A 21,140-nucleotide genomic window follows, 5' to 3' on the forward strand; every position below is an offset into this window, starting at 1 on the left:
AGTCGAGACCCTCCGGCCCGCCGGCCCCAGTAAGACCGGCTTGGGCAAGATCGCGGCCGCCGCCGGGGTCGCGGTGCTGCTGTGGGGTTCGTCCTTCGTCGCCATCCGTGGCCTCGGGCACGCGCTTTCCCCCGGACCGCTGGCGCTGTTGCGGCACGGCGTCGCGGCGGTCACCCTCACCGCGATCGTGCTGGCCCGGCGGCCGGTCCGCATCCGGTTGTCACGCAAGGCGTTCCTGCTGATCGGGGCCTACGCCGTGGTGTGGCTCGCCGGCTACACCGTGGCCCTCAACGCGGGGGAGCAACACGTCGACGCCGGGACGGCGGCGTTGCTCGTCAACCTCGCGCCGCTGCTCGTCGCCGTCGCCGCCGGAAAGCTTCTCGGCGAAGGCTTCTCGCGACCTCTCATCGTCGGCTCGCTCGTCGCGCTGGGCGGAGCCGCGGTCATCGCGACGGGAGCCACCGCGCAGCGCGACTGGGCGGGCGTCCTGCTGTGCTTGCTGGCCGCCGCGCTCTACGCCGCGGGCGTCATGATCCAGAAGGTCGCCCTGCGCCACGTCGACGGGCTCACCGCGATCTGGCTCGGCTGTGTCGTCGCCACCGTGGTCCTGCTGCCCTGGGGGCCGCAGCTGGTCGGCGAGCTGCAGGTGGCGTCCATGCCCGCGGTGCTCGGCGCCGGTTACCTCGGCGTGTTCCCCACGGCGATCGGGTTCACCGCGTGGGCATACGCGCTGCGCCGCATGGACGCCGGCCGGCTGTCGGCGGTGACCTATGCCGTTCCGGCCGCGTCGGTGCTGTTGTCGTGGCTGCTGCTCGGCGAGATTCCCTCGGCATACGGACTCGCCGGCGGCGCGCTCTGCCTGATCGGCGTCGCCATCTCCCGCAGGCGGTAGTGCGCGAACACGCCGAGGGTCTTGGCGCCGGTGAACTGGTTGACTCCCCGTTGCTACCCGGCAGTATCGTCGGTGCTTTGCTCGACACGCACTGTCGGCGTCCGGACGAGAGTGGTCGCGCTGCCCACCGAGCGGTCCGTGTCGGCCTTCGTCATTTCAGGTCATGACCGTTGGTTCCCGCCAGTCGCACGGGTTGCGGATCGGCTCGCGGCTCCGGCTGATCACCTGGAACGTCCGGGGCCGGTTCGGTTCGTGGGAACAACGGCAGGAGCCTGGGTTCTGTCCGTACCCGAGGGTCACGAGGGTGCGCGGTCCCGGTCGAACAGGCACGCGTCGAACTCGGCAAGAGACGCCGCGCATCGGTATCGAGGCGATCTTGGTCGCGTCGACTATGGGGTGAGGGACTCGACTCCGGCTCCGACGTGCTCCAGGCATTGCCGGAGGCGCAGGAGGTAGGTGTCGAAGTCTTCGTCGGCCCGCCAGCTCTCGTAGGCAGTGGCGGACGCTGCGAGCGCGAGGTTCAGTTGCAGCGTGGCGGACATGGGATCGCCACTGCGGGGCTGGGCCAGGATCGAGGTTCGCAGGTCGGTTCGCAACTGGTCGCCGGACGCTCGGCTCGCCTGGGCGAGTGCCGGCGACTGCGTCTTGAGCCGGCGCATCAGCGGCATGCGCTCTCGCAGGCCCTCGCTGACGTCGAGCATGACGGTCGTCAGCGCGTCCCACAGCGACTCGCCGGGGTCCCGGGATTCCAGCCGGGCGCGCCAGCGGGCGCGTGCTTCGGGGTCCTGGTCGAACAGGACCGCTTCTTTGCCGGCGAAGTAGTTGAAGAAGGTGGCCCGCGACACGTCGGCGGCGGCGGCGATCTGCTCGATCGTGGTCGCTTCGTAGCCGTGTTCTTCGAAAAGCCGCAGTGCGGCGTCGCTGATGGCTCGCCAAGCGGCCAGTTTCTTCCGTTCCCGCAGGCTCATCGACCCTCCTTGCCGCAGGATACAGCTTACACTCATCTAAGTTTAGACGAGTCTAGAAATTTTGGTACCGTGGTGGCAGTAGCGCATCAAGCCCGTAACCCAGGAGTTGATCATGACCGATCCGCAGTGGACCGAAAACGACGTTCCGGACCAAGGTGGCCGGGTGGCCGTCGTGACCGGCGCCAACAGTGGTCTGGGCCTGGAGACCGCGCGAGTCCTGGCCGAGCACGGCGCGCACGTCGTCCTCGCGGTCCGCAACCTCGACAAGGGCCGGCAGGCCGTCGCCCACATCACCGGCCGCGTGCCCGGTGCCGAGCTCGGCCTCCAGCGCCTGGATCTGGCCTCCCTCGAGTCGGTGCGCGCCGCGGCCAGTGAGCTGCGTGCGGCGCACCCGCGGATCGACCTGCTGATCAACAACGCCGGCGTGATGTACACGCCGCGGCAGAAGACGCAGGACGGTTTCGACCTGCAGTTCGGCGTCAACCACCTCGGCCACTTCGCGCTGACCGGGCTGCTGCTCGAGGCGATGCTGCCCGCACCCGGCTCCCGCGTGGTCACCGTCAGCAGCTTCGGCCACCGCATCCGGGCCGACATCCACTTCGACGACCTGCAGTGGGACCGCTCCTACAACCGCATTGCCGCCTACGGGCAAGCCAAACTCGCCAACCTGATGTTCACCTACGAACTCCAGCGCCGGCTCGCCCCGCACGGCACCACCATCGCCGTCGCCGCCCACCCCGGGGCCGCCGCCACCGAGCTCCAGCAGAACCTGCCCGCGCCGCTGCGCGCGACCGCGAGCCTGTTCCTGCCGCTGGTCGCCCAGAGCGCCGTCATGGGCGCGCTGCCCACGCTGCGCGCGGCCACCGCCACCGCCGTCACCGGCGGCCAGTACTACGGCCCCAGCGGCATGGGCGGGACCCGGGGATACCCGCGGGTGGTGGCCTCCAGCGCCCGGTCCCACGACGAGGCCGTTCAGCAGCGCCTGTGGGCGGTGTCCGAACAGCTCACCGACGTCAAGTTCCCCGTCTGAGCCCGGCGATGCGCGTCATCATCTTCGGTGCCACCGGCATGGTGGGCCAGGGAGTGCTGGAAGCCTGCTTGCGTGCCGACGAGGTGACCGACGTCCTCGTCATCGGCCGGACGTCCACCGGCCGCGCTCACCCCAAGCTCCGCGAACGCCATCACGAGGACTTCCTCGACTTCACGGCGATCCAGGACGAGTTTTCGGGCTACGACGCCTGCTTCTACTGCCTGGGCACCTCGGCCGCCGGCATGACCGAGGCCCGCTACCGAGTGGTCTCCCACGACTTCCCCTTGGCCGCTGCCCGCGCCCTGACAGCGGCCAGTCCCGGACTCGCCTTTTGCTACGTCTCCGGCGCCGGCACCGACGGCTCGGGCAAGTCCCGCATGATGTGGGCGCGGGTGAAGGGGGAGACGGAGAACGCTCTCCTGGAACTGGTTCCGCGGGCCTGGATGTTCCGGCCCGCCGCCATCCTGCCGCTGCCCGGCACCAGGGCGAAGACCAAGGCTTACGTGCTGCTCTACCGCGTCCTGACCCCGCTCTACCCGGTGCTGCGGCGCATCGCGCCGCGCTACGTCACCACGAGCGTGCAGCTGGGACGGGCCATGCTCGAGGCCACTCGTAGCGGTGTGTCCCGCCGCGTCCTCGCGACGGCCGACATCAACGAACTCGCCGCCCGGTCGTCGAGCTGACTCGCTCCCGCCAGAGCAGCTTGTCCAGGGTGATGGGCAGGTCGCGGACGCGGCGGCCGGTGGCGTTGTAGACCGCGTTGGCGATCGCGGCCGCGGAGCCGACGGTGCCGAGTTCGCCGATGCCGCGGGCGCCGACCGGGGTGAGGATGGTGTCGGGGTACTGCAGGAAGCGGACGTCGATCGGCGGGACGTCCGGGTTGACGGGAAGCAGGTAGTCGGCGAGGTTGGCGTTGGCGAAGCGTCCCGTCGGCTCGAGCTGGGTGCCTTCCGGCAGCGCGTGGCCGATGCCGAAGATGACGCCACCCGCGATCTGGCTGCGCGCGGTCTTGGTGTTGACGATGAGGCCGGCGTCGACCACGGTGGTGAACCGCGACAACCAGGGCTCTCCGGTGAAGCGGTTGACGCGGATTTCGCAGAAGTGCGCGCCGAAGGAGTGGAAGGCGAACCGTTCGGGGTCGCCGCCGGGGGCGCCGCTCTCCGTGGCTTCCACGGCCGCCGTTCCCGTGGTGTCCAGCAGGGTCCCGAAACCGATCGAACGACCGGCGGCGGAAAGGGCGCCGTCGGCGTAGCGCACGTCTCCGGGGTTCATGCCGTGGAACGGGGAACGCGGGTGGTCGACAGCCAGCTGGATCAGCGCGCGCGTGGCGGCGTCGGCCGCGGCGCGCAGGGCCGGCGCGGCACCGGCACTGGACGTGGAGCCGAAGGCGCCGAAGTTGTTGGGCAGCAACGAATCGCCGAGATCGTGGGCACGCGCCCCGCTTGCCGGACGGCGCAGCGAATCGATACCGCTCAGGAGAGGGAACGGGCGCGGACTCCGGCTGATGCGCGCCGGTGAAGGCCTTCGCGAGTCAGCCGCGGTGGGCGGCGCGGTATTGCTCGTCGGTCACCGGTTCGAGCCACGTGGTCCCGTCGCCACCCTCTTCCGGCCCTTCGAGCAGGGCGAGGTGGCTCATGCAGTTCGTGCTCGTGCCGCCGTGCCAGTGCTCCTCACCGGGCGGAGTCCAGACGGTATCGCCGGCGCGCATGCGGATGACCTGGCCGTCGCGGTTGACCACCAGACCGGCGCCCTCGGTGACGTGGAGGGTCTGTCCGACGGCGTGGGAATGCCAGTTGGTGCGGGCGCCCGGGGTGAAGCGCACCAGCGAGGCCACCATGCGGGAAGGCGGCTCGGGTGTCTTGATCATCGTCAGGTAGACGTCGCCGGTGAAGCGCTCGGCCGGGGTCTTGACGGTTTCGTTGAGAGGAATGAAGTCCACGGTGTTCTCCTGGGGGTCAGTTGCGGAAGACTTGCTTGGCGACGGCCATGGCGGCCATCGCCTGAGGCCAGCCGGCGTAGAAGGCCAGATGGGTGATCGCCTCGATCAGCTCGGCCTCGGTGTTGCCGTTCTCCTTGGCCAGGCCGAGGTGGAAGACGAGCTGTTCGGTGTTGCCGTTGGTCGCCAGCGCGGCGACCGTGACGAGGCTGCGTTCCTTCGGCGTCAGCTCGGTGCGCTTCCACACCTCGCCGAAGAGCACGTCGTCGGTGAAGTGCACCAGCGCGGGCGCGAAGTCGCCGAACAGCTTCTCCGCGCCGGAGGGCTCCTTGTCGGACATGACGGGTTCCTTTCGTCGATTTCGTTCTTAGTGGCGGGTGCCCAGTCCCGCGACCGCTGCGAGTGCCGCGGCGGCGGCGATCGCGGCGGCGAGCAGCAGGCTCACCCGCATTCCGGTGTCCCAGCCGGACGGTCCGGCCAGCAGTGCGCCGAAGACGGCGACGGCCAGCGCCCCGCCCAGCTGGCGGCTGGTGTTGAGCACCCCGCTCGCGGTCCCGGCGCGTCGGGCGCCGACAGCACCGAGCAGGACCGCGATGATCGGGGGGATGACCGTGGGACCACCCACGCCGACCGGCACCATCGCCGCGGCGATCACCCAGCCGGGTGTCGTGGTGGGGAGGACCGCCAGGACGGCCAGCCCGCCGGCGATCAGCGCCAGCCCGGCCGTGACCACCGGGCGGGTGCCGGCCCGCTCGGTCACCCGCGGCACGATCGGGGTCAGCACCAGCCCGGCGAGCATCATGGGCAGGAAGACCGCTCCCGTCTCCACCGGGGACAGTCCGCGTTGCTGCAGCACCAGGCTGAGCACGAACGGCATCCCGTAGTAGCCGACCATGAACGCGAACCCGACGACCACCACCGTGACCACGGTGCGCGACCGCAGCAGCTCCAGCGGCAGCACCGGATGGGTGCTCCGGGCCTCGACCGGCACGAAGCCGGCGAGGCCCGCGACGGCGAGGGCGAAAGCGGCCACGACGTGGGGAGCGGTGAACCCGGAGCGGCCGGCTTCGATCGCGCCGTAGACCAGCGCGGCGGCGGCGACGGCGCCCACGGCCTGCCCGGTCCGGTCGAACGGGGCGCGGTGGCGCGCCGACGGAGCCACTCGGGCCAGCAGGACCACGGCCACGACGCCGACCGGCACGGTGATGAGGAAGATCCATCGCCAGCTCGCGGTGGTGAGCAGCCCGCCCAGTACCGGCCCGGCGGACGAGGCGACTGCCCCGCCCATCGCCCACACCGCGACCGCCCGCCCCCGCCTCACCGGATCGGGGTACGCCTGCGCGATCAGCGCCATCGACGACGGCATCACCACCGCCGCGGCGGTGCCCTGGAGAAACCGGAACACCACCAGCGCCGGCAGTGTCGGCGCGACGCCGCAGGCCAGCGACGTGAGCACGAACACGCCCACACCGAGGCCGAACGCGCGCTTCGCGCCGATCCGGTCCACCAGGGACCCGGCCGAGAGCAGGAACGCGGCGAACATCAACGTGTAGCCGTCGACCACCCACTGCAGTCCGGTGATGCCACCGCCCAGGTCGGCCCGCATTTCGGGCAAGGCGACGTTGACGATGACCGCGTCCAGCGTGACGACGAAGAAGCCGAGCAAGGCCGCCCCCAGCGTGGTGGCGGCCCGCGTGCCGGTGGTCTGCACGGAGGTGGTCACACCTCGATGCAACGCTCCTTCGCGAGCGCGGGGGAGGTCGCGTCTTTCCGGGTTCCGACAGAACCCCCTTGGCGCTGGGGTCGCGTCGTACCGTGGAGGACGTGAACGCCAAGAGCACCGAGGTCCGCGACTTCCTCGTCACCCGCCGGGCCAAGATCACGCCCGAGCAGGCCGGACTGCAGCACTACGGCGGCAACCGCCGGGTGCCGGGCCTACGGCGCGAAGAGGTCGCGATGCTCGCCGGGGTGTCCGCCGACTACTACACGCGCGTCGAGAAGGGCAATCTCGCCGGCGTCTCCGACAGCGTCCTCGACGCGATCGCCGAAGCTCTCCAGCTCGACGAGGCCGAGCGGGTGTACCTGTTCGACCTCGCCCGCGCGGCCAACGCCGCCGGCCGGCCTCGAACCGCGGCCGCGCAGCGCCGGCGGGTGCCGCAGCGGGTCCGGCCGGTGGTGCAGCAGATCCTCGACAGCATGACCACGACGGCGGCGTTCGTCCGCAATGGACGGTTGGACATCCTGGCCACCAACCCGCTCGCCCGGGCGCTGTACTCGCCGGTGTTCGACAGCCCGACCCGCACCAGCGAAGCCGCGCTCCCGAACCTGGCCCGCTTCGGCTTCCTCGATCCCGCCGCGCGCGACTACTTCCCCGACTACGACAAGTCCTGCCACACCTCGGTGGCCATCCTGCGCACCGAAGCGGGGCGGGACCCGCACAACCGGGACCTGTCCGACCTCGTCGGCGAGCTGTCCACCCGCAGCGAGGACTTCCGCATCCGCTGGGCCGCCCACGACGTCCGGCTGCACCGGACCGGGACCAAGGAGTTTCGCCACCCGATCGTCGGCGAGCTCACGCTGGACTTCGAAGCGATGGAGCTGTCGGCCGACGCAGGGTTGACCCTCACCGCGTACGCCGCTCCGCCTGACACGTCGTCGGCGGAGCGGCTGCGGCTGCTGGCCAGCTGGGCGGCCACGGAATCGGCGACTCGTTAGGGCGCGGTCGAGGCGCGTGGCCGGCGGTCGTTGTCCGGCTCGTCGCTGCCGGGGGCGATCTGCGCCAGCGCCTCGCGAGACGTGTCGACGCCGGCGAACACGTTGAGCAGCGTCACGACGATGTACATGCCCGAGACGCCCAGGATCACCCCGACGACGCCGTAGCTGTTGAACAGCCACAGGACGATGAAGGGGGAGAAGATCAAGCAGATGCGTCCGACGGTCTGGGCGAAGCCGCCGCCGCGGAAGCGGAACGCGGTCGGGAAGAACTCCGGTGTGGTGCCGAGGCCCAGCGTCAGGAACGACGCGACCGTCGCGACGAGGACGAAGCCGACGGCGATGACCAGTGCGGGCGCCTTCATGAAGGGGTAGAGGCCGGCGAAGATCGCCGAAAGGGTCCCGAACAGCACGATGCTGCGGCGCCGCCCGAGGCGGTCGACGATGAACATGCACAGCAGCGGCCCCGCGACGTAGCCGGCCATGATGGCCGCGTTGAAGCCGAGGGACTTCGAGACGGTCATGCCCTGCTTGACGAAGAACGTGGGCATCCAGCCGGTGACGGCGTAGGAGCCGAACAGGCACGTGACGGTCAGGATCAGCGCCATCAGCGTCCGGCGGACGACCGGGCGCGAGAACAGCACCGTGACCGGCACCCACTCGGCCTTCTCGTTCTGCTGCTGCGGGGCCGGAGCCGGATCGGCCTCGTGGCGCGAAATGCCGGACTCCCGCTCGATCTGCCGGACGACGGCCTCGGCCTCCTCGTACCGCCCGCGCGACTCCAGCCACCGCGGCGACTCCGGCATACCCCGGCGCAGCCACCAGGCGATCAGCGCGCCGACGCCGCCGATGACGAACATCCCCCGCCAGGTGAACGCCGGGATGACGACCCAGCCCAGGAGCGAGGACAGGGAGACGCCGAGTCCGGCGAAGATCCCGAGCAGGCCCAGGTACCGGCCGCGACGGGCCCGGGGGATGAACTCGGTGATCATGCCGTAGCAGATGACGTACTCGGCGCCCATCCCGATGCTCATCACACCTCGCAGGGCGATGAGCACCTGCATGGACGGCGCCAGAGCGGCGAGCAGGGCGAGGATTCCGAAGAGCGCCAGGCTGAACTGGAAGGCGAAGCTGCGTCCGACCCGGTCGCCGAGCCAGCCGGCGAAGGCGGCTCCGATCGCCAGGCCGGCGAACGTGACCGACAGGAAGAGCGAGTTCAGTTCGAGCGTCGAGAAGCCGGTGGGCAGCATCGAGGCCAGCACCGCGGCCGAGAGCGTGTTGTCGAAGGAGTCGAAGAACATGCCCAGGCCGACCAGTACGGCGATGCGCCGGTGGAATTTGCCGATGGGGAGGTTGTCGAGCCGCAGGCCCGCGTTGAGGTGCGTGGTCATCGAACGTTGCCTCCCGCTCGTGCCGGGCCGGGAAGACGGGTTTCGCATGGGTTCGATCGACATTGTCCGGTCATGCGCTTATTACCTTTGGCTTGGTGTTCGATGCGCAACGGCGCGAACACGACGGTGTGTTGGTGGGCGCTTTGTGCCGGCGGATCACCGGTTGACGACGCTCAGCTCCTCGCAGCGATACTTGACGATATCCTGTATTATGAGACATCGTCAACAGTCGAGACCCCGCCGATGTTGGCCTCGATCGAGGAGCGTTGAACGTGAAAGCTGTTCTCTTCCTGGGTGAAGGCAAGCTCGAAGTCCGTGAGCTGCCCGACCCGGTGCCCGGTCCGGATGAAGTGGTCATCCGGATGAAGGCCTCCGGCATGTGCGGGAGCGATCTCAACCACCTGCACGGCCCACCGCGCTCCGGATCCCAGCTGGTCATCGAAGGACACGAGCCCTGTGGCGTCGTCGAGCTCGTCGGCGAGGCCGTGCGGCCCGGCGAGGCCAAGGCCGGTGACCGGGTGATGGTCCACCACTACGACGGGTGCCGGACCTGCCGGTACTGCCGGTCGGGCTGGACCCAGTACTGCCCGAACGCGCGCACCGTGTACGGCGGGCTGGACGGCGACGGCGGGCACGCGGACTTCATGAAGGTGCCCGCGCACACCCTCATCGCCTTGCCCGACTCGCTGTCGTTCAAGACCGGCGCGGCGATCTCGTGCGGCACCGGGACGGCCTTCGGGGCGATCAAAAGGGTCGGGTTGTCCGCCGACGAGACCGTGGCGGTCTTCGGGCAGGGGCCTGTCGGCCTGAGCTGCACACTGCTGGCCAAGGCCTTCGGTGCCCGGGTGATCGCTGTCGATGTCGAGCCCTCGCGGCTGGAGATGGCGCGGAAGTTCGGTGCCGACCACGTCGTCGACGCCCGGGATCAGGATTCCGTCGCTGCCGTCCGGGAACTCACCCGCAACGGTGAAGGCGCCGACAAGTCCATCGAGTGCAGCGCGAACGTCACCGTGCGCCGTCAGGCCGTTCAGGCGCTCCGGCGCTGGGGAACGGCCTGCCTGGTCGGCGTCTTCGGCAAGATCGAACTGGACAGCGAAGAGCTCATCCAGCTGCAGAAGACCGTCGTCGGCTCGCTCACCTTCAGCAAGAACCTGCAGGAGGAGTGCGCCCTGTTCGTCGCCGAGCGGGGTCTGGACGTCGAATCGCTGTTCACCAACGAGTTTCGGCTCGACGAGGCCGAGCACGCCTATGACCTGTTCGACCGGCGCCAGATCGGCAAGGGCGTCTTCGTTTTCGACTGACGGGAAGCCGCAGTGACCACTTTTCAGCAGAACTTCGCCCTGGGCGAGCAGGCCCAGGGGTTCTTGTCACGCGAGGTCCACCACCACGTCATCGACGGCAAGCGCGTTCCCGCCGCGTCGGGCCGGACGCTGAGCACGGTCAATCCCTCGACCGGTGAGGTCTTGGCGCAGCTCGCGGCGGGTGACGCGTCCGATGTGGATCAGGCGGTTCACGCCGCGCGCAGAGCATTCAGCGGTCCATGGCGTGCCTGGACGCCCTATGAGCGCCAGGCGCTGCTGACGCGCGTCGCCCAGACCCTCGACGAGCGGTTCGAGGAACTGATCCAGATCGAGGCCACGGACATGGGCGCCCCGGTCTCGAGGTTGCGCACCACCAAGCCCGCCTTGATGAAGATGCTGTCGTTCTTCGCCGCGCAGGCGGCCACCATCAGCGGTGAGACCCTGATGAACGGCATTCCCGGCAGCGTCGCCACGATGACGCTGAAGGCACCGGTCGGAGTCATCGGCGGGATCATTCCCTGGAACGGTCCGCTCAACAGCCAGTTCTGGATCATCGGCGCCGTGCTGGCCAGCGGGTGCACCACCGTGCTGAAACCGTCCGAGGACGCCTCGCTGTCGGTACTGCGGGTGGCCGAGATCCTGCTCGAAGTCGGTGTGCCGGACGGCGTGGTCAACGTCGTCACCGGCTTGGGCAAGGAGGCGGGCCACGCGCTGGCGGCCCACCCGGACGTCGACCGCATCGCGTTCACCGGCTCGACGCAGACCGGCCGCAGCGTCATCGAAGCGTCCACGGTGAACATCAAGAAGCTGCAGCTGGAACTCGGCGGCAAGTCCGCGGATATCGTGTGCGCGGACGCAGACCTGGACAAGGCGGTGCCGGGCGCCGCGATGGGCGTGTTCGCCAACTCCGGTCAGATCTGCTTCGCCGGCACCCGGGTGCTGGTCCAGCGTCCCGTCGTCGACGAGTTCACCGCACGGCTGCTCGAGTTCGTGAAGACCCTGCGAGTGGGGCACAGCCTGGACACCGCCGCGACGTTGGGTCCGGTGATTTCCCAGCCCCAGCTGGACAAGGTGCTGTCCTACGTCGACGTCGGCCGGACCGAGGGTGCCGACTTGCTCTGCGGCGGCCGGCGGCTCGAAGGTAGCGGCTACTTCGTGGAGCCGAGCGTTTTCGCCGGGGTGACCAACGAGATGCGGATCGCCCGCGAGGAGATCTTCGGCCCGGTGCTGTCGATCCTGCCGTTCGACGACGTGGACGAGGCCATCGCGATCGCCAACGACAGCGAGTACGGCCTCGGGGGAGCGGTGTGGTCGCAGAACCTGTCCACCGCGCTGCGGGTGGTCCACGGCGTGCACACCGGCACGATGTGGGTGAACTGCTACGGCTACATCGACCCGCTGGTCGGGTTCGGCGGGACGAAGATGAGCGGGTACGGCTCCAAGGGGAGTGCCGCGCACATGGACACCTACCTGTACACCAAGAGCGTCTACATTCAGCTGTGACCGCTATGCGAAAGAGCGCCCCGGGAACTCAGAGATCCCGGGGCGCTCGAGTAGGAGCCCGTCGGGTCAGCTGCCGGTGTCGTAATACTGACCCGCGGCACGGGCTCGCTGGGTCGCCAACTCGATCACCAGCTCGAGGTTGGGTGTCGGGACCTGCGCCAGCGCGGCCAAATCGAGCGGGACGCGAAGCATCGCGTCGATCTCCATCGGCCGGCTCGCGCGCAGGTCCTGCGCGATGCTCTGGAGATGGCCGGACTTCGCCAGCTTGCTAAGCCCTTCTTCGGGATCCCCCGGATCGCAGCCCAGGGCACGCGCGATGGCGGCGCCCTCGTCCGCCATCGCCTTGGCGGTACCGGCGATGGCGGGCTTGTCGAGGACGTCCTTCATCGGCGAGCCCGTCAGGACGGCGAGGGAGCCGCCGACGAGGTTCATCAGCAGCTTGGCCCAGATCGCGTCGCGGATCTTCGGCGTGACGGTGGCTTCCAGCCCGCTGGGGTTGAGCAGCGTCGCCAGTGCGTCGAGCTTTTCGTCGGGCCGGCCGTCGGGGCGGCCGATGACCAGGCGGTTGCGGGGGTTCTCGGCGCGGATCAGGCCTGGTGCGGGCACGCTGCAGGCGGTGTAGGCCACAGCGCCCACGGCCCGGTCGGGGCCGACGTGGTTCTCCAGTGCGCGTTCCGGATCGAGCCGTCGGAGGTGGGTGCCGCCCAGGGGACCGCCGTGGGAGTGGAAGTACCACCAGGGGATGCCGTTCATGACGAACAGCGCCAAGCCGTCCGGCCGCAGCAGGGAACCGACCTGCTCGGCGATGGCCGGAAGGGCCGGGGCTTTGACCGCCACGATGACGATGTCCTGCGGCTCCAGCTCGGCCGGCCGGTCGGTGGCGACCGGGTGGGAGACCAGCTCGCCCTCACGGGTCTGCACCCGCAGCCCGTGCCGGCGGATCGCGGCCAGCTGCTCGCCACGGGCGACCAGCGAGACCTCGGCGTCACGGGAGGCCAGGCGCCCGGCGATGTGCCCGCCCACAGCTCCCGCGCCGTACACGCAAATCTTCATGCGAGTCCTCCGTCGAACTGCCGGCGCTTCTGCGCCGCGGCGGCGCTGAGGAACGAGATGTCGTTGCCGGTGGAGACGTAGCCGGCGCCGAGGTCCAGGTACTGCCGGATGAGGTCCGGCCGCCCGCCCATCCCGCCGATGCCCACCGTCTTGCCGTGCGCTCGGCAGGCGTCGATGACGTGCAGGAACGCCTTGTGCACCTCCGGGTGGTCCACCTGCCCGGCGAAACCCAGCTCGCCGCTGAGGTCGCTCGCGCCCACGAGGACGATGTCCACGCCGTCCACCGCGGCGATGGCCTCCGTCGCGTCCAGGCCGGCGCGGGATTCGACCATCGCCACGACCATGGAGGTCTCGTCGAGCGCGCGGATGGTCTGGTCGCTGGGCAGTGATCGGTAGTGCAGCTGCGGCGCCGATCCCGCGAAGGAGCGTTCGCCCCACGGCGCGTGCTTCACGGCACTCACCGCCGCGTGCGCCTGGTCGGCGGACTGCACGCCCGGCACGACGATCCCCATGGCGCCGGCGTCCATGACCCGGGCGATGAGGAACGGGTCCAAGCCGGGGACGCGGACCAGGGGGGTGACGCCCAGGTGGGTGCAGGCCATGCAGATCTGGCCCGCGGCTTCCAGCGGAAAGCTGCTGTGCTCCAGGTCGATGTAGACGGAGTCGAAGCCCGCGGCGTGGGCGATCGCGGCGATGTCGACTGTCCGCACCAGGCGGACGGTCATCGAGAACACCGGTTCGCCCCGGGAGAGCTTTTCCTTCAAGGGATTGCGCAACAGGGGTTCGCTGGTCATGCTCGTGCCTCGTTTTCGAACCCGTACACGGACTTGACTTCGAGATATTCTTCGAACCCGAACCTGCCCATCGAGCGGCCGATGCCGGACTCCTTGTACCCGCCCATGGGGGCGTACGAATCGGTGGCCGCGCCGTTGTAGCTCACGCGTCCGGCCCGCAGCCCGTTCACGACACGGCGGGCCTTCGCCGGATCATCACCGAAAACGTAGCCACCGAGCCCGTACGGCGAATCGTTGGCGATACGCAGGGCGTCGTCCTCGTCGCGGTAGGGCAGGACGGCCAGGACGGGACCGAAGACCTCCTCGCGGGCGATCCGCATGTCGGGGGTTACCCCGGTGAACACCGTGGGCCGCACGAAGTAGCCCCGGTCCAGACCCTCCGGGCGCTCGGTGCCCCCGGTGACGAGGTGGGCGCCGTCGTCGAGGCCGCTCTGGACGAGATCGCCGATCGACTTGAACTGGGCGGCGCTGACGACCGGCCCCATGGTCGTCGCGCTGTCCAGCGGGTCGCCGAGGCGGAAGCGCCGAACTTCGTCGACGAGGAAGGGCACCACCTGCTCGACCTGGCTTTCGTGCACCAGCATCCGGCTGGGAGCGTGACAGGACTGGCCGGCGTTGAAGAAGCAGCGCTGGATGTTCCAGCGCGCGGCCCGCTCGAGGTCGGCGTCGGGCAGCACGATGTTGGCCGACTTCCCGCCCAGCTCGAGGCACACCCGCTTCACCGTGCCGGCCGCGGCGGCTCCGACCAGCTTGCCGGCGGCGGTGGATCCGGTGAAGGAGATCATGTCGACGTCCCGGTGGCGGGAGAGCGCGTCGCCGACTTCACGGCCGGTTCCGTTCACCAGGTTGAACACGCCCGGCGGCACTTCGGCTTCGTGCAGCACCTGGGCCATGAGCGCGCCGCTCGCGGCGGAATTGAGGCTGGGCTTGGCGACCAAGGTGCACCCGGCGGCCAGGCCGTAGATCAGCTTGATCACGCCGGTCTGGATCGGCCAGTTCCACGGCGAGATCAGCGCGCAGACGCCGATCGGCTCGCGCCGGACGACGGCGCTGCCCATCCGCGTTTCGAAGGGGTAGTCGCGCAGGATGTCGCGGGCCACCCGCATGTGCTGGGCCGGGCCGGTGACCTGGGCGCGGTTGCCGACGGGAATGCCGACCTCGCGCGCGATCAGCTCCGAGAACTCGTCGGCGTGCGACTCGTACACGTCGATGATGCGGTCGATCAGTGCGATCCGGTCGGCGGCCGAGGACACGGAGAAGGTTTCGAACGCCTTGCGTGCCGCGGCGACCGCGCGATCCGCGTCCGCGGCGCTGCCCAGAGCCACCCGGGCGAAGACCTCTTCGCGGGTGGGGTCGATGAGCTCTGCTTCGCGCGGCTCGAGCGGTTCGGTCCACCGGCCGTCGATGTAGAGGTGCGGGTACTGCCGCATGAGCGTGGTCTCCTCGGGGGTCAGCTGCTGTGGGTGTAGCCGCCGTCGCAGGCGATCGTCTGGCCGGTGATGAACGCGGACGCCGGCGTGGCCAGGAAGAACAGGACGCCGACCAGATCGGTCGGCACCATGCCGCGCGGGATGCACTGCTGCGACGCCGCGCGCGCCCGGACCTCGACGGTCGGGTTGACGGTGCGCTCGACCTCAGTGGCGACCATGCCCGGCCGCACGCAGTTGACCGTGATCCCGTGGGGACCCAGCTCGCGCGCCAGGGAGTTGGTCATGCCGATGACGGCCGACTTGGAGGTGACGTAGTGCAGGTAGTTGACCGTGCCGCGGGTCACCGAGTCGGAGGAGATGTTGACGATGCGGCCGAAGCCCGCCGAACGCATGTGCGGAGCCACCGCCCGGACGCACAGGAAGCTCCCGGTGACGTTGACCTTCAGCACCTTTTCCCACTGCTCCAGGGGAATCTGGTCGAACGGTCCCTTTTCGATGGTCGCGAAGATCGACGCGTTGTTGACCAGCACGTCGATTCGGCCGCGGTCTTCGATGATCGTGTCGACCATCGCGGCGACGGAGGATTCGTCGGCCACGTCCACCCGGACGGCCAGTCCGTTCCCGCCGGCGTCGTGGATCTCCTTGACCACCGCCTCCGCTTTGGCGAGGTCGAGATCGGCCACCACGGAGATGGCGCCGGCTGCGGCGAACTGGCGCGCCAGCTCGCGGCCGATGCCTTGCCCGGCGCCGGTGACGACGACTACCCGCCCCTCGACGCTGAAGTCCCGTGCCGAGGCCGGCACACCGGAGTCCTGAGGGGTGTGAGTGAGAGGCGTCGTCGTCATGGGTTGAACATATCCTGCAATATGGGATATTGTCAATCAGGTGGCCGGTTCTGCGCCGGCCGAACGACATCGACTTTGAGGAGCGGGAGATGCGCGTAAGCAAGGCGGCCGACACCGGCAGCGAGCGGGTCGGAACCATGCGCGAGGGGACGCTCGACCAGAAGCACCTGCTGTTCGGCGAAGACGGCTCGCGCAACAACTACGACCTGAACATGGGACTCACCGGCGGTGGCGGCTGGCGGACCCCGCGGCACCGGCACAACTTCGACCAGATCCGTTACGTCATCGCGGGCAAGCTGCCCTTCACCGAGACCGACGTGCTGGAACAGGGCTGGGTGGGGTACTTCCCCGAAAGTGTCCACTATGGACCACAGGAACGCCCCGAAGGACTGCGCACCATGGTTCTCCAGTGCGGTGGCGCGAGCGGCGCCGGCTACCTGAGCGTCGCGCAGCGGGAGGCGACGAACGCCGAGCTGGCCAAGACCGGCGAGTTCAAGAAGGGCAAGTACCACTACACCGACGCCGACGGTGTGGCCCGGGTAGTGGACGGCTCGCAGGCGATCTTCGAGCACGCCACGGGCGGCAAGCTGGAGTTCGCGACTCCGCGGTACACCGACGTCATCACGATGAACCCCGCGGCCTACGACTGGCTCCCGCAGGGCGATGAGGGCGTCGCGGAGAAGTGGCTCGGCAGCTTCACCGAACGCAACCTGCGCATCGGGTTCCTGCGCCTCGACGCCGGCGCGGTGTACCGGGCAGGGCAGCACCCCTCCATCGAGATCCTGTTCCAGATCGACGGTCAAGTCTCGGCCGGCGGCGAGAAGTACGGTCCCGAAACCGGGTACGAGTTCCTCGCCAACGAGGGACCGGTGCCGGTCGAGGCCGTCGAGCCGACCGAGTTCTTCCGCGCGGTGCTGCACACGTTCTGAGCCGGCTGATGAACGATTCCCCGACGGCGTTGCTCCGGCAGCTCGCTGAAGTCGGCGTGCCCGCGGACGCGTCGCCCCGGCGCCGATCCGAGTACGCCTACGACGCCTCCAACTACCGCGTCGAACCCCTCGCGGTCGCGTTCCCGCGCTCGGTCGACGACGTCGTGGCCGCCGTCGCGGCGTGCCGGGCGACCGGTACCGCGATCATCGCCCGCGGCGGCGGCACGTCGATGGCGGGCAACGCCGTCGGTCCCGGGCTCGTCTTGGACTTCTCGCGGCACATGAACCGCGTCCTCGCGATCGACGAGGAGGCCGGGACGGTCGACGTCGAGCCCGGCGTCGTGCTCGCGGCGCTCTCTCGTGAGGTGGAGCGGGCGACCGGCGGGCGCCGCACGTTCGCGCCGGACCCGTCGTCGAAGAACCGCGCGACGATCGGGGGAGCGATCGGGAACGACGCGTGCGGCAACCACTCGGTCCGCTACGGCCGTACGTCCGACCACGTAGCCGAGATCGACGTCGTCACCTCCGACGGCGCGCGGCTGACGGCGACGGAGACGGGGCTGCGGGCCACCGATCCCGCGGACTCGTTCTCGGCCGGCCGGGCGGCGGCGCTCACGGCGTCGCTGACCCGGCTCGCCCGGGAGAACCTGAGCGCGTTCCGCGTCGAACTCGGCCGCATCCCCCGGCAGGTTTCGGGCTACCACCTCGAGAACTTGTTGCCGGAGCGGAAGTTCAACGTCGCGCGCGCCGTCGTCGGCTCCGAGGGGACGTGGGCCGTCGTCGTCGGTGCCCGGATGAAGCTCGTGCCGAAACCGGCGGCCGCGTTGCTCGTCTGCCTCGGCTACGAGGACGTCGTCGACGCCGCCCGTGACATCCCGGCGATCCTCGAGTTCTCGCCGGCGGCGGTCGAGGGGACCGACGAGGCGATCGTCGCGACCATGCGGCACCGGCGTGGACCCGACTCAGTCCTCGGACTGCCCGAGGGGCGGGCGTGGCTTTTCGTGGACCTCGACGGCGACGACCCCGGGTCGGTCCGCGCGCAGGCCGACCGGCTGCTCGCGCGCCTGGCGGAGAACGGGCGGCTGGTGCAGGGGCGAGTGGCCGCGGACTCCGCGGAACGCGCGTCGCTCTGGCGGGTGCGGGAAGACGGGGCGGGACTGTCGTCCCGGCTGGCGTCGGGCGGCGAGTCCTGGCCGGGGTGGGAGGACTCGGCGGTCGCTCCCGAGCGGCTTGCCGACTACCTCGCCGATCTCCGGGAGCTCCTGGCAGAATACCGCCTCACCGGGGTCATGTACGGGCACTTCGGGGCCGGCTGCATGCACATCCGCATCACCTACGACTTGCGCAGCGAGGAGGGCCGCGAGGTCTTCCGCAAGTTCACCCGCCGGGCCGCGGAACTCGTGGTCCGGCACGGCGGATCGCTGTCCGGCGAGCACGGAGACGGCCGGGCGCGGTCCGAGCTGCTGTCGCTCATGTACTCGCCGGAGGTGATGGCGGCGTTCGCCGAGTGCCGCCGGTTGTGGGACCCCGCCGGCATCCTGAACCCCGGCTCCATGACCGACCCCGATCCGATGGACGCCCATCTCGCACTGGCCGGGGTACCGGACCGCGAATGGCGCATGAGCTTCGACCTGCACCCGGCCGGCGGCACGGACCCGTGGGTGCACGCCGTCCAGGGCTGCATCGGCGTGGGCCGGTGCCGCGCGGACAGCGGCGGGGTGATGTGCCCGAGCTACCGCGCCACCCGCGACGAGAAGGACTCGACCCGCGGCCGCGCCCGCGTCCTGCAGGACATGGTCCGCGGCGCACGTACGGTCGAGCAGGGCTGGCGATCCGAAGAGGTCCGCGAAGCCCTGGACCTGTGCCTGTCGTGCAAGGCCTGCTCGACCGACTGCCCGGCCGGAGTGGACATGGCCACGTACAAGGCGGAGTTCTTCCACCACTACTACCGTCGCCGGCTCCGGCCGCGCTCGCACTTCTCGCTCGGCTGGCTGCCGCGCTGGCTCAAGCTGACCAGCCGCGTCTCCGGTGTCGTCAACACCGTCCTCGCGACCCGGTTGGGCCCGCTCTTGGCCGCGGCGGGCGGGCTCACCACGAAACGTGCGCTGCCGCGGTTCGCCGGAGCGCGGGAGTGGCGGCGCGAGGCCGCCGACGTCCCGGCCGGGGACGGTTCGGTGGTTCTGTTCGTGGACACGTTCACGCGCGGCTTCCGGCCCGAGGTCGCCGGCGCGGCGGCTCGCGTCCTCGCCGACGCCGGTGACGCCGTCGCTTGCTCGGCTGACGCCTGCTGCGGCCTGACGTGGATCTCCACGGGCCAGTTGAAGACCGCGCGGCGGCTCCTGGTCAAGGCCGCGAAAGCCCTCGACGACGGCACCGACCGGCCGATCGTCGTCATCGAGCCCAGCTGCGCGGCCGCGTTGCGCAAGGACCTGCCCGAGTTGGTCCCCACGGAGCAGGCCAAGCGGGTCGCGGCGCGCGTACGCAGCTTCGCCGCGCACCTGGCCGACCGGGTGTCAACGGGCTGGAAACCGGCTCCCGGGCCGGGACAGGTGGTGCTCCAGACGCATTGCCACGAGTACTCGGTCTTCGGCAGCGCGGCCCAGCGGACGGTGCTCGAAGCAGCCGGGGTGCGCACCATCGTCGACGCGAACGGCTGCTGCGGCGTCGCCGGGAACTTCGGCTTCGAAGCCGCGCACTACGACGTGAGCATGCAGGTCGCCGAGACCGCGCTCGCCCCCGCGCTCGGCACCACCGGCCACGACGTCGCCGTGCTGACCGACGGCTTCTCCTGCGCCCGTCAGGTGGACCAGCTCGATCCCACGAGGCCCGGCCTGCACCTGGCCCAGCTTCTCGACCCGAACCCCAGCAAGGAAAACGAGGAACTCACGTGACCATCGGCAAAGTCAGCACCGGCGTCTTCATCGACGGACAGTGGGGCGAAGCCGCCTCCGGCGCCCGCTTCGACGTCGTCAACCCGGCGACCGAAGAAGTCATCGCGACGGTGGCCGACGGCGGCGCCGAGGACGCGATCCGCGCGATCGAAGCCGCGGGGCGCGCGCAGAACGATTGGGCCAAGACCGCTCCCCGTGAGCGCAGTGAGATCCTGCGTCGCGCCTACGACCTGATCATGGCGCGGCAGGACGAGCTCGCACTCGTCATGACCACGGAGATGGGCAAGCCGCTCGCCGAAGCCAAGGGTGAGGTGGCCTACGCCGCCGAGTTCTTCCGGTGGTTCGCCGAAGAAGCCGTCCGCATCGGCGGCGACCTAACGACGACGGGCGACGGGAAGAACCGCATCCTCGTCTCGCGCGAACCCGTCGGCCCCTGCGTGCTGGTGACCCCGTGGAACTTCCCGCTCGCGATGGGCACGCGCAAGATCGGACCGGCCATCGCGGCCGGCTGCACGATCGTGTTCAAGCCCGCCAACCTCACCCCGCTCTCGTCGCTGGCACTGGTGGACATCCTCGGCGAGGCCGGACTCCCCGCGGGCGTGCTCAACGTCGTGTGCACGACGAAGGCGTCCTCGGTGGTCACGCCGTGGATGTCGAGCGGCATCGCCCGCAAGATCAGCTTCACCGGCTCGACCGCGGTGGGCGTCCGCCTGCTCGAACAGGCGTCGCAGCACGTCATGCGCTCGTCGATGGAACTGGGCGGGAACGCACCCTTCCTGGTGTTCGAGGACGCGGACCTGGACCGCGCGGTCGAAGGGGCGGTCGCGGCCAAGATGCGCAACATGGGCGAGGCCTGCACGGCCGCGAACCGGATCTTCGTGCAGCGGTCCGTCGCCGAGGAGTTCGCTCGACGGCTCGCGGCGCGGCTCGGTGCGCTGACGGTCGGCGACGGCGCCGAGCCCGGCATCGAGGTCGGCCCGCTCGTGGAAGAGAAGGCCCTGCGGAAGGTCCAGGAGCTGGTCGACGACGCCGTCGGCAAGGGTGCGAAGGTCGTCTGCGGCGGGAACCGGCCGGACCGCCCGGGCTACTTCTACTCGCCGACGGTCCTCTCCGACGTCTCGGCCGAGGCCAACCTCATGACCGAGGAGATCTTCGGGCCGGTGGCGCCGGTCGTCCCGTTCGACACGGAGGAGGAGGCCGTCCGCCTGGCCAACGACACCCCGTGGGGGCTCGCGGGCTACCTGTTCACCCAGGACGTGGACCGCGGGTTCCGGGTGGGCGAGGCGCTCGAGGTCGGTATGGTCGGCCTGAACACGGGGATCGTGTCCAACCCGGCCGCGCCCTTCGGTGGCGTCAAGGCTTCCGGGCTGGGTCGTGAGGGCGGCCGCGTAGGCATCGACGAGTTCCTGGAGTACAAATACATGGCCGTGCCTCGCACGTGAGTAGTTTGACAATATCTCACATG

The 21,140-nt window shown here is 69.9% G+C and carries 19 protein-coding genes; 9 read left to right on the plus strand and 10 right to left on the minus strand.

Annotation, left to right across the window (positions count from 1 at the left end):
* The first annotated feature begins 40 nt into the window (after positions 1 to 40).
* Positions 41 to 892, plus strand: coding sequence for a DMT family transporter (locus AB5J73_RS27355; RefSeq protein ID WP_370961523.1), 852 nt, complete (start codon positions 41 to 43; stop codon positions 890 to 892).
* A gap of 389 nt (positions 893 to 1,281) precedes the next feature.
* On the opposite strand, the gene AB5J73_RS27360 is transcribed toward AB5J73_RS27355, so the two are convergent.
* Positions 1,282 to 1,860 carry a TetR/AcrR family transcriptional regulator gene (locus AB5J73_RS27360; RefSeq protein WP_370961524.1) on the minus strand — a complete coding sequence of 193 codons (579 nt, stop codon included), beginning with the start codon at positions 1,858 to 1,860 and terminating at the stop codon, positions 1,282 to 1,284.
* Between the two features lie 112 nt (positions 1,861 to 1,972).
* On the opposite strand from AB5J73_RS27360, the gene AB5J73_RS27365 reads away from it, so the two are divergent.
* A complete protein-coding gene (locus AB5J73_RS27365) occupies positions 1,973 to 2,890 on the plus strand; it encodes an SDR family NAD(P)-dependent oxidoreductase (protein WP_370961525.1) in 918 nt (305 codons plus the stop codon).
* A gap of 8 nt (positions 2,891 to 2,898) precedes the next feature.
* Positions 2,899 to 3,573 carry an NAD-dependent epimerase/dehydratase family protein gene (locus tag AB5J73_RS27370; RefSeq protein WP_370961526.1) on the plus strand — a complete coding sequence of 225 codons (675 nt, stop codon included), beginning with the start codon at positions 2,899 to 2,901 and terminating at the stop codon, positions 3,571 to 3,573.
* On the opposite strand, the gene AB5J73_RS27375 is transcribed toward AB5J73_RS27370, so the two are convergent.
* The 4 genes from AB5J73_RS27375 to AB5J73_RS27390 all read right to left on the minus strand — a co-directional run bounded on the left by AB5J73_RS27375 (position 3,542) and on the right by AB5J73_RS27390 (position 6,549).
* On the minus strand, positions 3,542 to 4,300 hold the full coding sequence (locus tag AB5J73_RS27375) for a xanthine dehydrogenase family protein molybdopterin-binding subunit (RefSeq protein WP_370961527.1): 759 nt from the start codon (positions 4,298 to 4,300) through the stop codon (positions 3,542 to 3,544). The genes AB5J73_RS27370 and AB5J73_RS27375 overlap by 32 nt on opposite strands.
* 121 nt (positions 4,301 to 4,421) lie before the next feature.
* Positions 4,422 to 4,829, minus strand: a complete 408-nt coding sequence (locus AB5J73_RS27380; RefSeq protein WP_370961528.1) for a cupin domain-containing protein — start codon at positions 4,827 to 4,829, stop codon at positions 4,422 to 4,424.
* Between the two features lie 16 nt (positions 4,830 to 4,845).
* The gene (locus AB5J73_RS27385; protein WP_370961529.1) at positions 4,846 to 5,166 is read right to left on the minus strand and encodes a carboxymuconolactone decarboxylase family protein; all 321 of its coding nucleotides are present in this window, start codon (positions 5,164 to 5,166) and stop codon (positions 4,846 to 4,848) included.
* Between the two features lie 27 nt (positions 5,167 to 5,193).
* Positions 5,194 to 6,549 (minus strand): MFS transporter, encoded by a 1,356-nt coding sequence (locus AB5J73_RS27390; RefSeq protein ID WP_370961530.1) that lies wholly within the window; start codon positions 6,547 to 6,549, stop codon positions 5,194 to 5,196.
* 101 nt (positions 6,550 to 6,650) lie between these two features.
* On the opposite strand from AB5J73_RS27390, the gene AB5J73_RS27395 reads away from it, so the two are divergent.
* A complete protein-coding gene (locus AB5J73_RS27395; protein WP_370961531.1) occupies positions 6,651 to 7,541 on the plus strand; it encodes a helix-turn-helix transcriptional regulator in 891 nt (296 codons plus the stop codon).
* Here the strand turns inward: AB5J73_RS27395 and AB5J73_RS27400 are convergent.
* Positions 7,538 to 8,929, minus strand: a complete 1,392-nt coding sequence (locus AB5J73_RS27400; protein WP_370961532.1) for an MFS transporter — start codon at positions 8,927 to 8,929, stop codon at positions 7,538 to 7,540. The two genes, AB5J73_RS27395 and AB5J73_RS27400, sit on opposite strands and share 4 nt — an antisense overlap.
* Before the next feature lie 272 nt (positions 8,930 to 9,201).
* Between AB5J73_RS27400 and AB5J73_RS27405 the strand changes: the two genes are divergently transcribed.
* Both AB5J73_RS27405 and AB5J73_RS27410 read left to right on the plus strand, forming a co-directional pair.
* On the plus strand, positions 9,202 to 10,230 hold the full coding sequence (locus AB5J73_RS27405; protein WP_370961533.1) for a zinc-binding dehydrogenase: 1,029 nt from the start codon (positions 9,202 to 9,204) through the stop codon (positions 10,228 to 10,230).
* Positions 10,231 to 10,242: 12 nt separating this feature from the next.
* Positions 10,243 to 11,733: an aldehyde dehydrogenase gene (locus AB5J73_RS27410; RefSeq protein ID WP_370961534.1), complete on the plus strand. Its 1,491-nt coding sequence runs from the start codon at positions 10,243 to 10,245 to the stop codon at positions 11,731 to 11,733.
* 66 nt (positions 11,734 to 11,799) lie between these two features.
* Here AB5J73_RS27410 and AB5J73_RS27415 read toward each other — a convergent pair whose 3' ends face one another.
* The 4 genes from AB5J73_RS27415 to AB5J73_RS27430 are packed head-to-tail and all read right to left on the minus strand — an operon-like array spanning position 11,800 to position 15,855.
* Positions 11,800 to 12,786, minus strand: coding sequence for a ketopantoate reductase family protein (locus tag AB5J73_RS27415; protein WP_370961535.1), 987 nt, complete (start codon positions 12,784 to 12,786; stop codon positions 11,800 to 11,802).
* A complete protein-coding gene (locus tag AB5J73_RS27420) occupies positions 12,783 to 13,580 on the minus strand; it encodes an HpcH/HpaI aldolase/citrate lyase family protein (RefSeq protein WP_370961536.1) in 798 nt (265 codons plus the stop codon). The genes AB5J73_RS27415 and AB5J73_RS27420 overlap by 4 nt, the downstream gene beginning before the upstream one ends.
* Complete coding sequence (locus AB5J73_RS27425; protein WP_370961537.1) at positions 13,577 to 15,010, minus strand: aldehyde dehydrogenase family protein; 1,434 nt, start codon at positions 15,008 to 15,010, stop codon at positions 13,577 to 13,579. Before AB5J73_RS27425 ends, AB5J73_RS27420 begins: the two co-directional genes overlap by 4 nt.
* Before the next feature lie 20 nt (positions 15,011 to 15,030).
* A complete protein-coding gene (locus AB5J73_RS27430) occupies positions 15,031 to 15,855 on the minus strand; it encodes an SDR family NAD(P)-dependent oxidoreductase (RefSeq protein WP_370961538.1) in 825 nt (274 codons plus the stop codon).
* Between the two features lie 89 nt (positions 15,856 to 15,944).
* Between AB5J73_RS27430 and AB5J73_RS27435 the strand changes: the two genes are divergently transcribed.
* Genes AB5J73_RS27435 through AB5J73_RS27445 form a run of 3 tightly spaced genes read left to right on the plus strand, consistent with a single transcriptional unit; the run spans position 15,945 to position 21,117 of the window.
* Complete coding sequence (locus tag AB5J73_RS27435) at positions 15,945 to 16,784, plus strand: hypothetical protein (RefSeq protein WP_370961539.1); 840 nt, start codon at positions 15,945 to 15,947, stop codon at positions 16,782 to 16,784.
* Positions 16,785 to 16,792: 8 nt separating this feature from the next.
* Positions 16,793 to 19,675, plus strand: a complete 2,883-nt coding sequence (locus AB5J73_RS27440) for an FAD-binding and (Fe-S)-binding domain-containing protein (RefSeq protein WP_370961540.1) — start codon at positions 16,793 to 16,795, stop codon at positions 19,673 to 19,675.
* A complete protein-coding gene (locus AB5J73_RS27445) occupies positions 19,672 to 21,117 on the plus strand; it encodes an NAD-dependent succinate-semialdehyde dehydrogenase (RefSeq protein WP_370961541.1) in 1,446 nt (481 codons plus the stop codon). Before AB5J73_RS27440 ends, AB5J73_RS27445 begins: the two co-directional genes overlap by 4 nt.
* Positions 21,118 to 21,140 lie beyond the last annotated feature (23 nt).

Origin of the sequence: Amycolatopsis sp. cg9 (assembly GCF_041346945.1) — a bacterium.
Taxonomy (GTDB): Bacteria; Actinomycetota; Actinomycetes; order Mycobacteriales; family Pseudonocardiaceae; genus Amycolatopsis.

Bases quoted from the DNA above. Each gene is read 5' to 3' on its own strand.
- AB5J73_RS27370 (WP_370961526.1), top strand. From the start codon at position 2,899: ATGCGCGTCATCATCTTCGGTGCCACCGGCATGGTGGGCCAGGGAGTG.
- AB5J73_RS27385 (WP_370961529.1), bottom strand. From the start codon at position 5,166: ATGTCCGACAAGGAGCCCTCCGGCGCGGAGAAGCTGTTCGGCGACTTC.
- AB5J73_RS27400 (WP_370961532.1), bottom strand. From the start codon at position 8,929: ATGACCACGCACCTCAACGCGGGCCTGCGGCTCGACAACCTCCCCATC.
- AB5J73_RS27435 (WP_370961539.1), top strand. From the start codon at position 15,945: ATGCGCGTAAGCAAGGCGGCCGACACCGGCAGCGAGCGGGTCGGAACC.
- AB5J73_RS27440 (WP_370961540.1), top strand. From the start codon at position 16,793: ATGAACGATTCCCCGACGGCGTTGCTCCGGCAGCTCGCTGAAGTCGGC.
- AB5J73_RS27430 (WP_370961538.1), bottom strand. From the start codon at position 15,855: ATGACGACGACGCCTCTCACTCACACCCCTCAGGACTCCGGTGTGCCG.
- AB5J73_RS27420 (WP_370961536.1), bottom strand. From the start codon at position 13,580: ATGACCAGCGAACCCCTGTTGCGCAATCCCTTGAAGGAAAAGCTCTCC.
- AB5J73_RS27425 (WP_370961537.1), bottom strand. From the start codon at position 15,010: ATGCGGCAGTACCCGCACCTCTACATCGACGGCCGGTGGACCGAACCG.
- AB5J73_RS27365 (WP_370961525.1), top strand. From the start codon at position 1,973: ATGACCGATCCGCAGTGGACCGAAAACGACGTTCCGGACCAAGGTGGC.
- AB5J73_RS27415 (WP_370961535.1), bottom strand. From the start codon at position 12,786: ATGAAGATTTGCGTGTACGGCGCGGGAGCTGTGGGCGGGCACATCGCC.
- AB5J73_RS27360 (WP_370961524.1), bottom strand. From the start codon at position 1,860: ATGAGCCTGCGGGAACGGAAGAAACTGGCCGCTTGGCGAGCCATCAGC.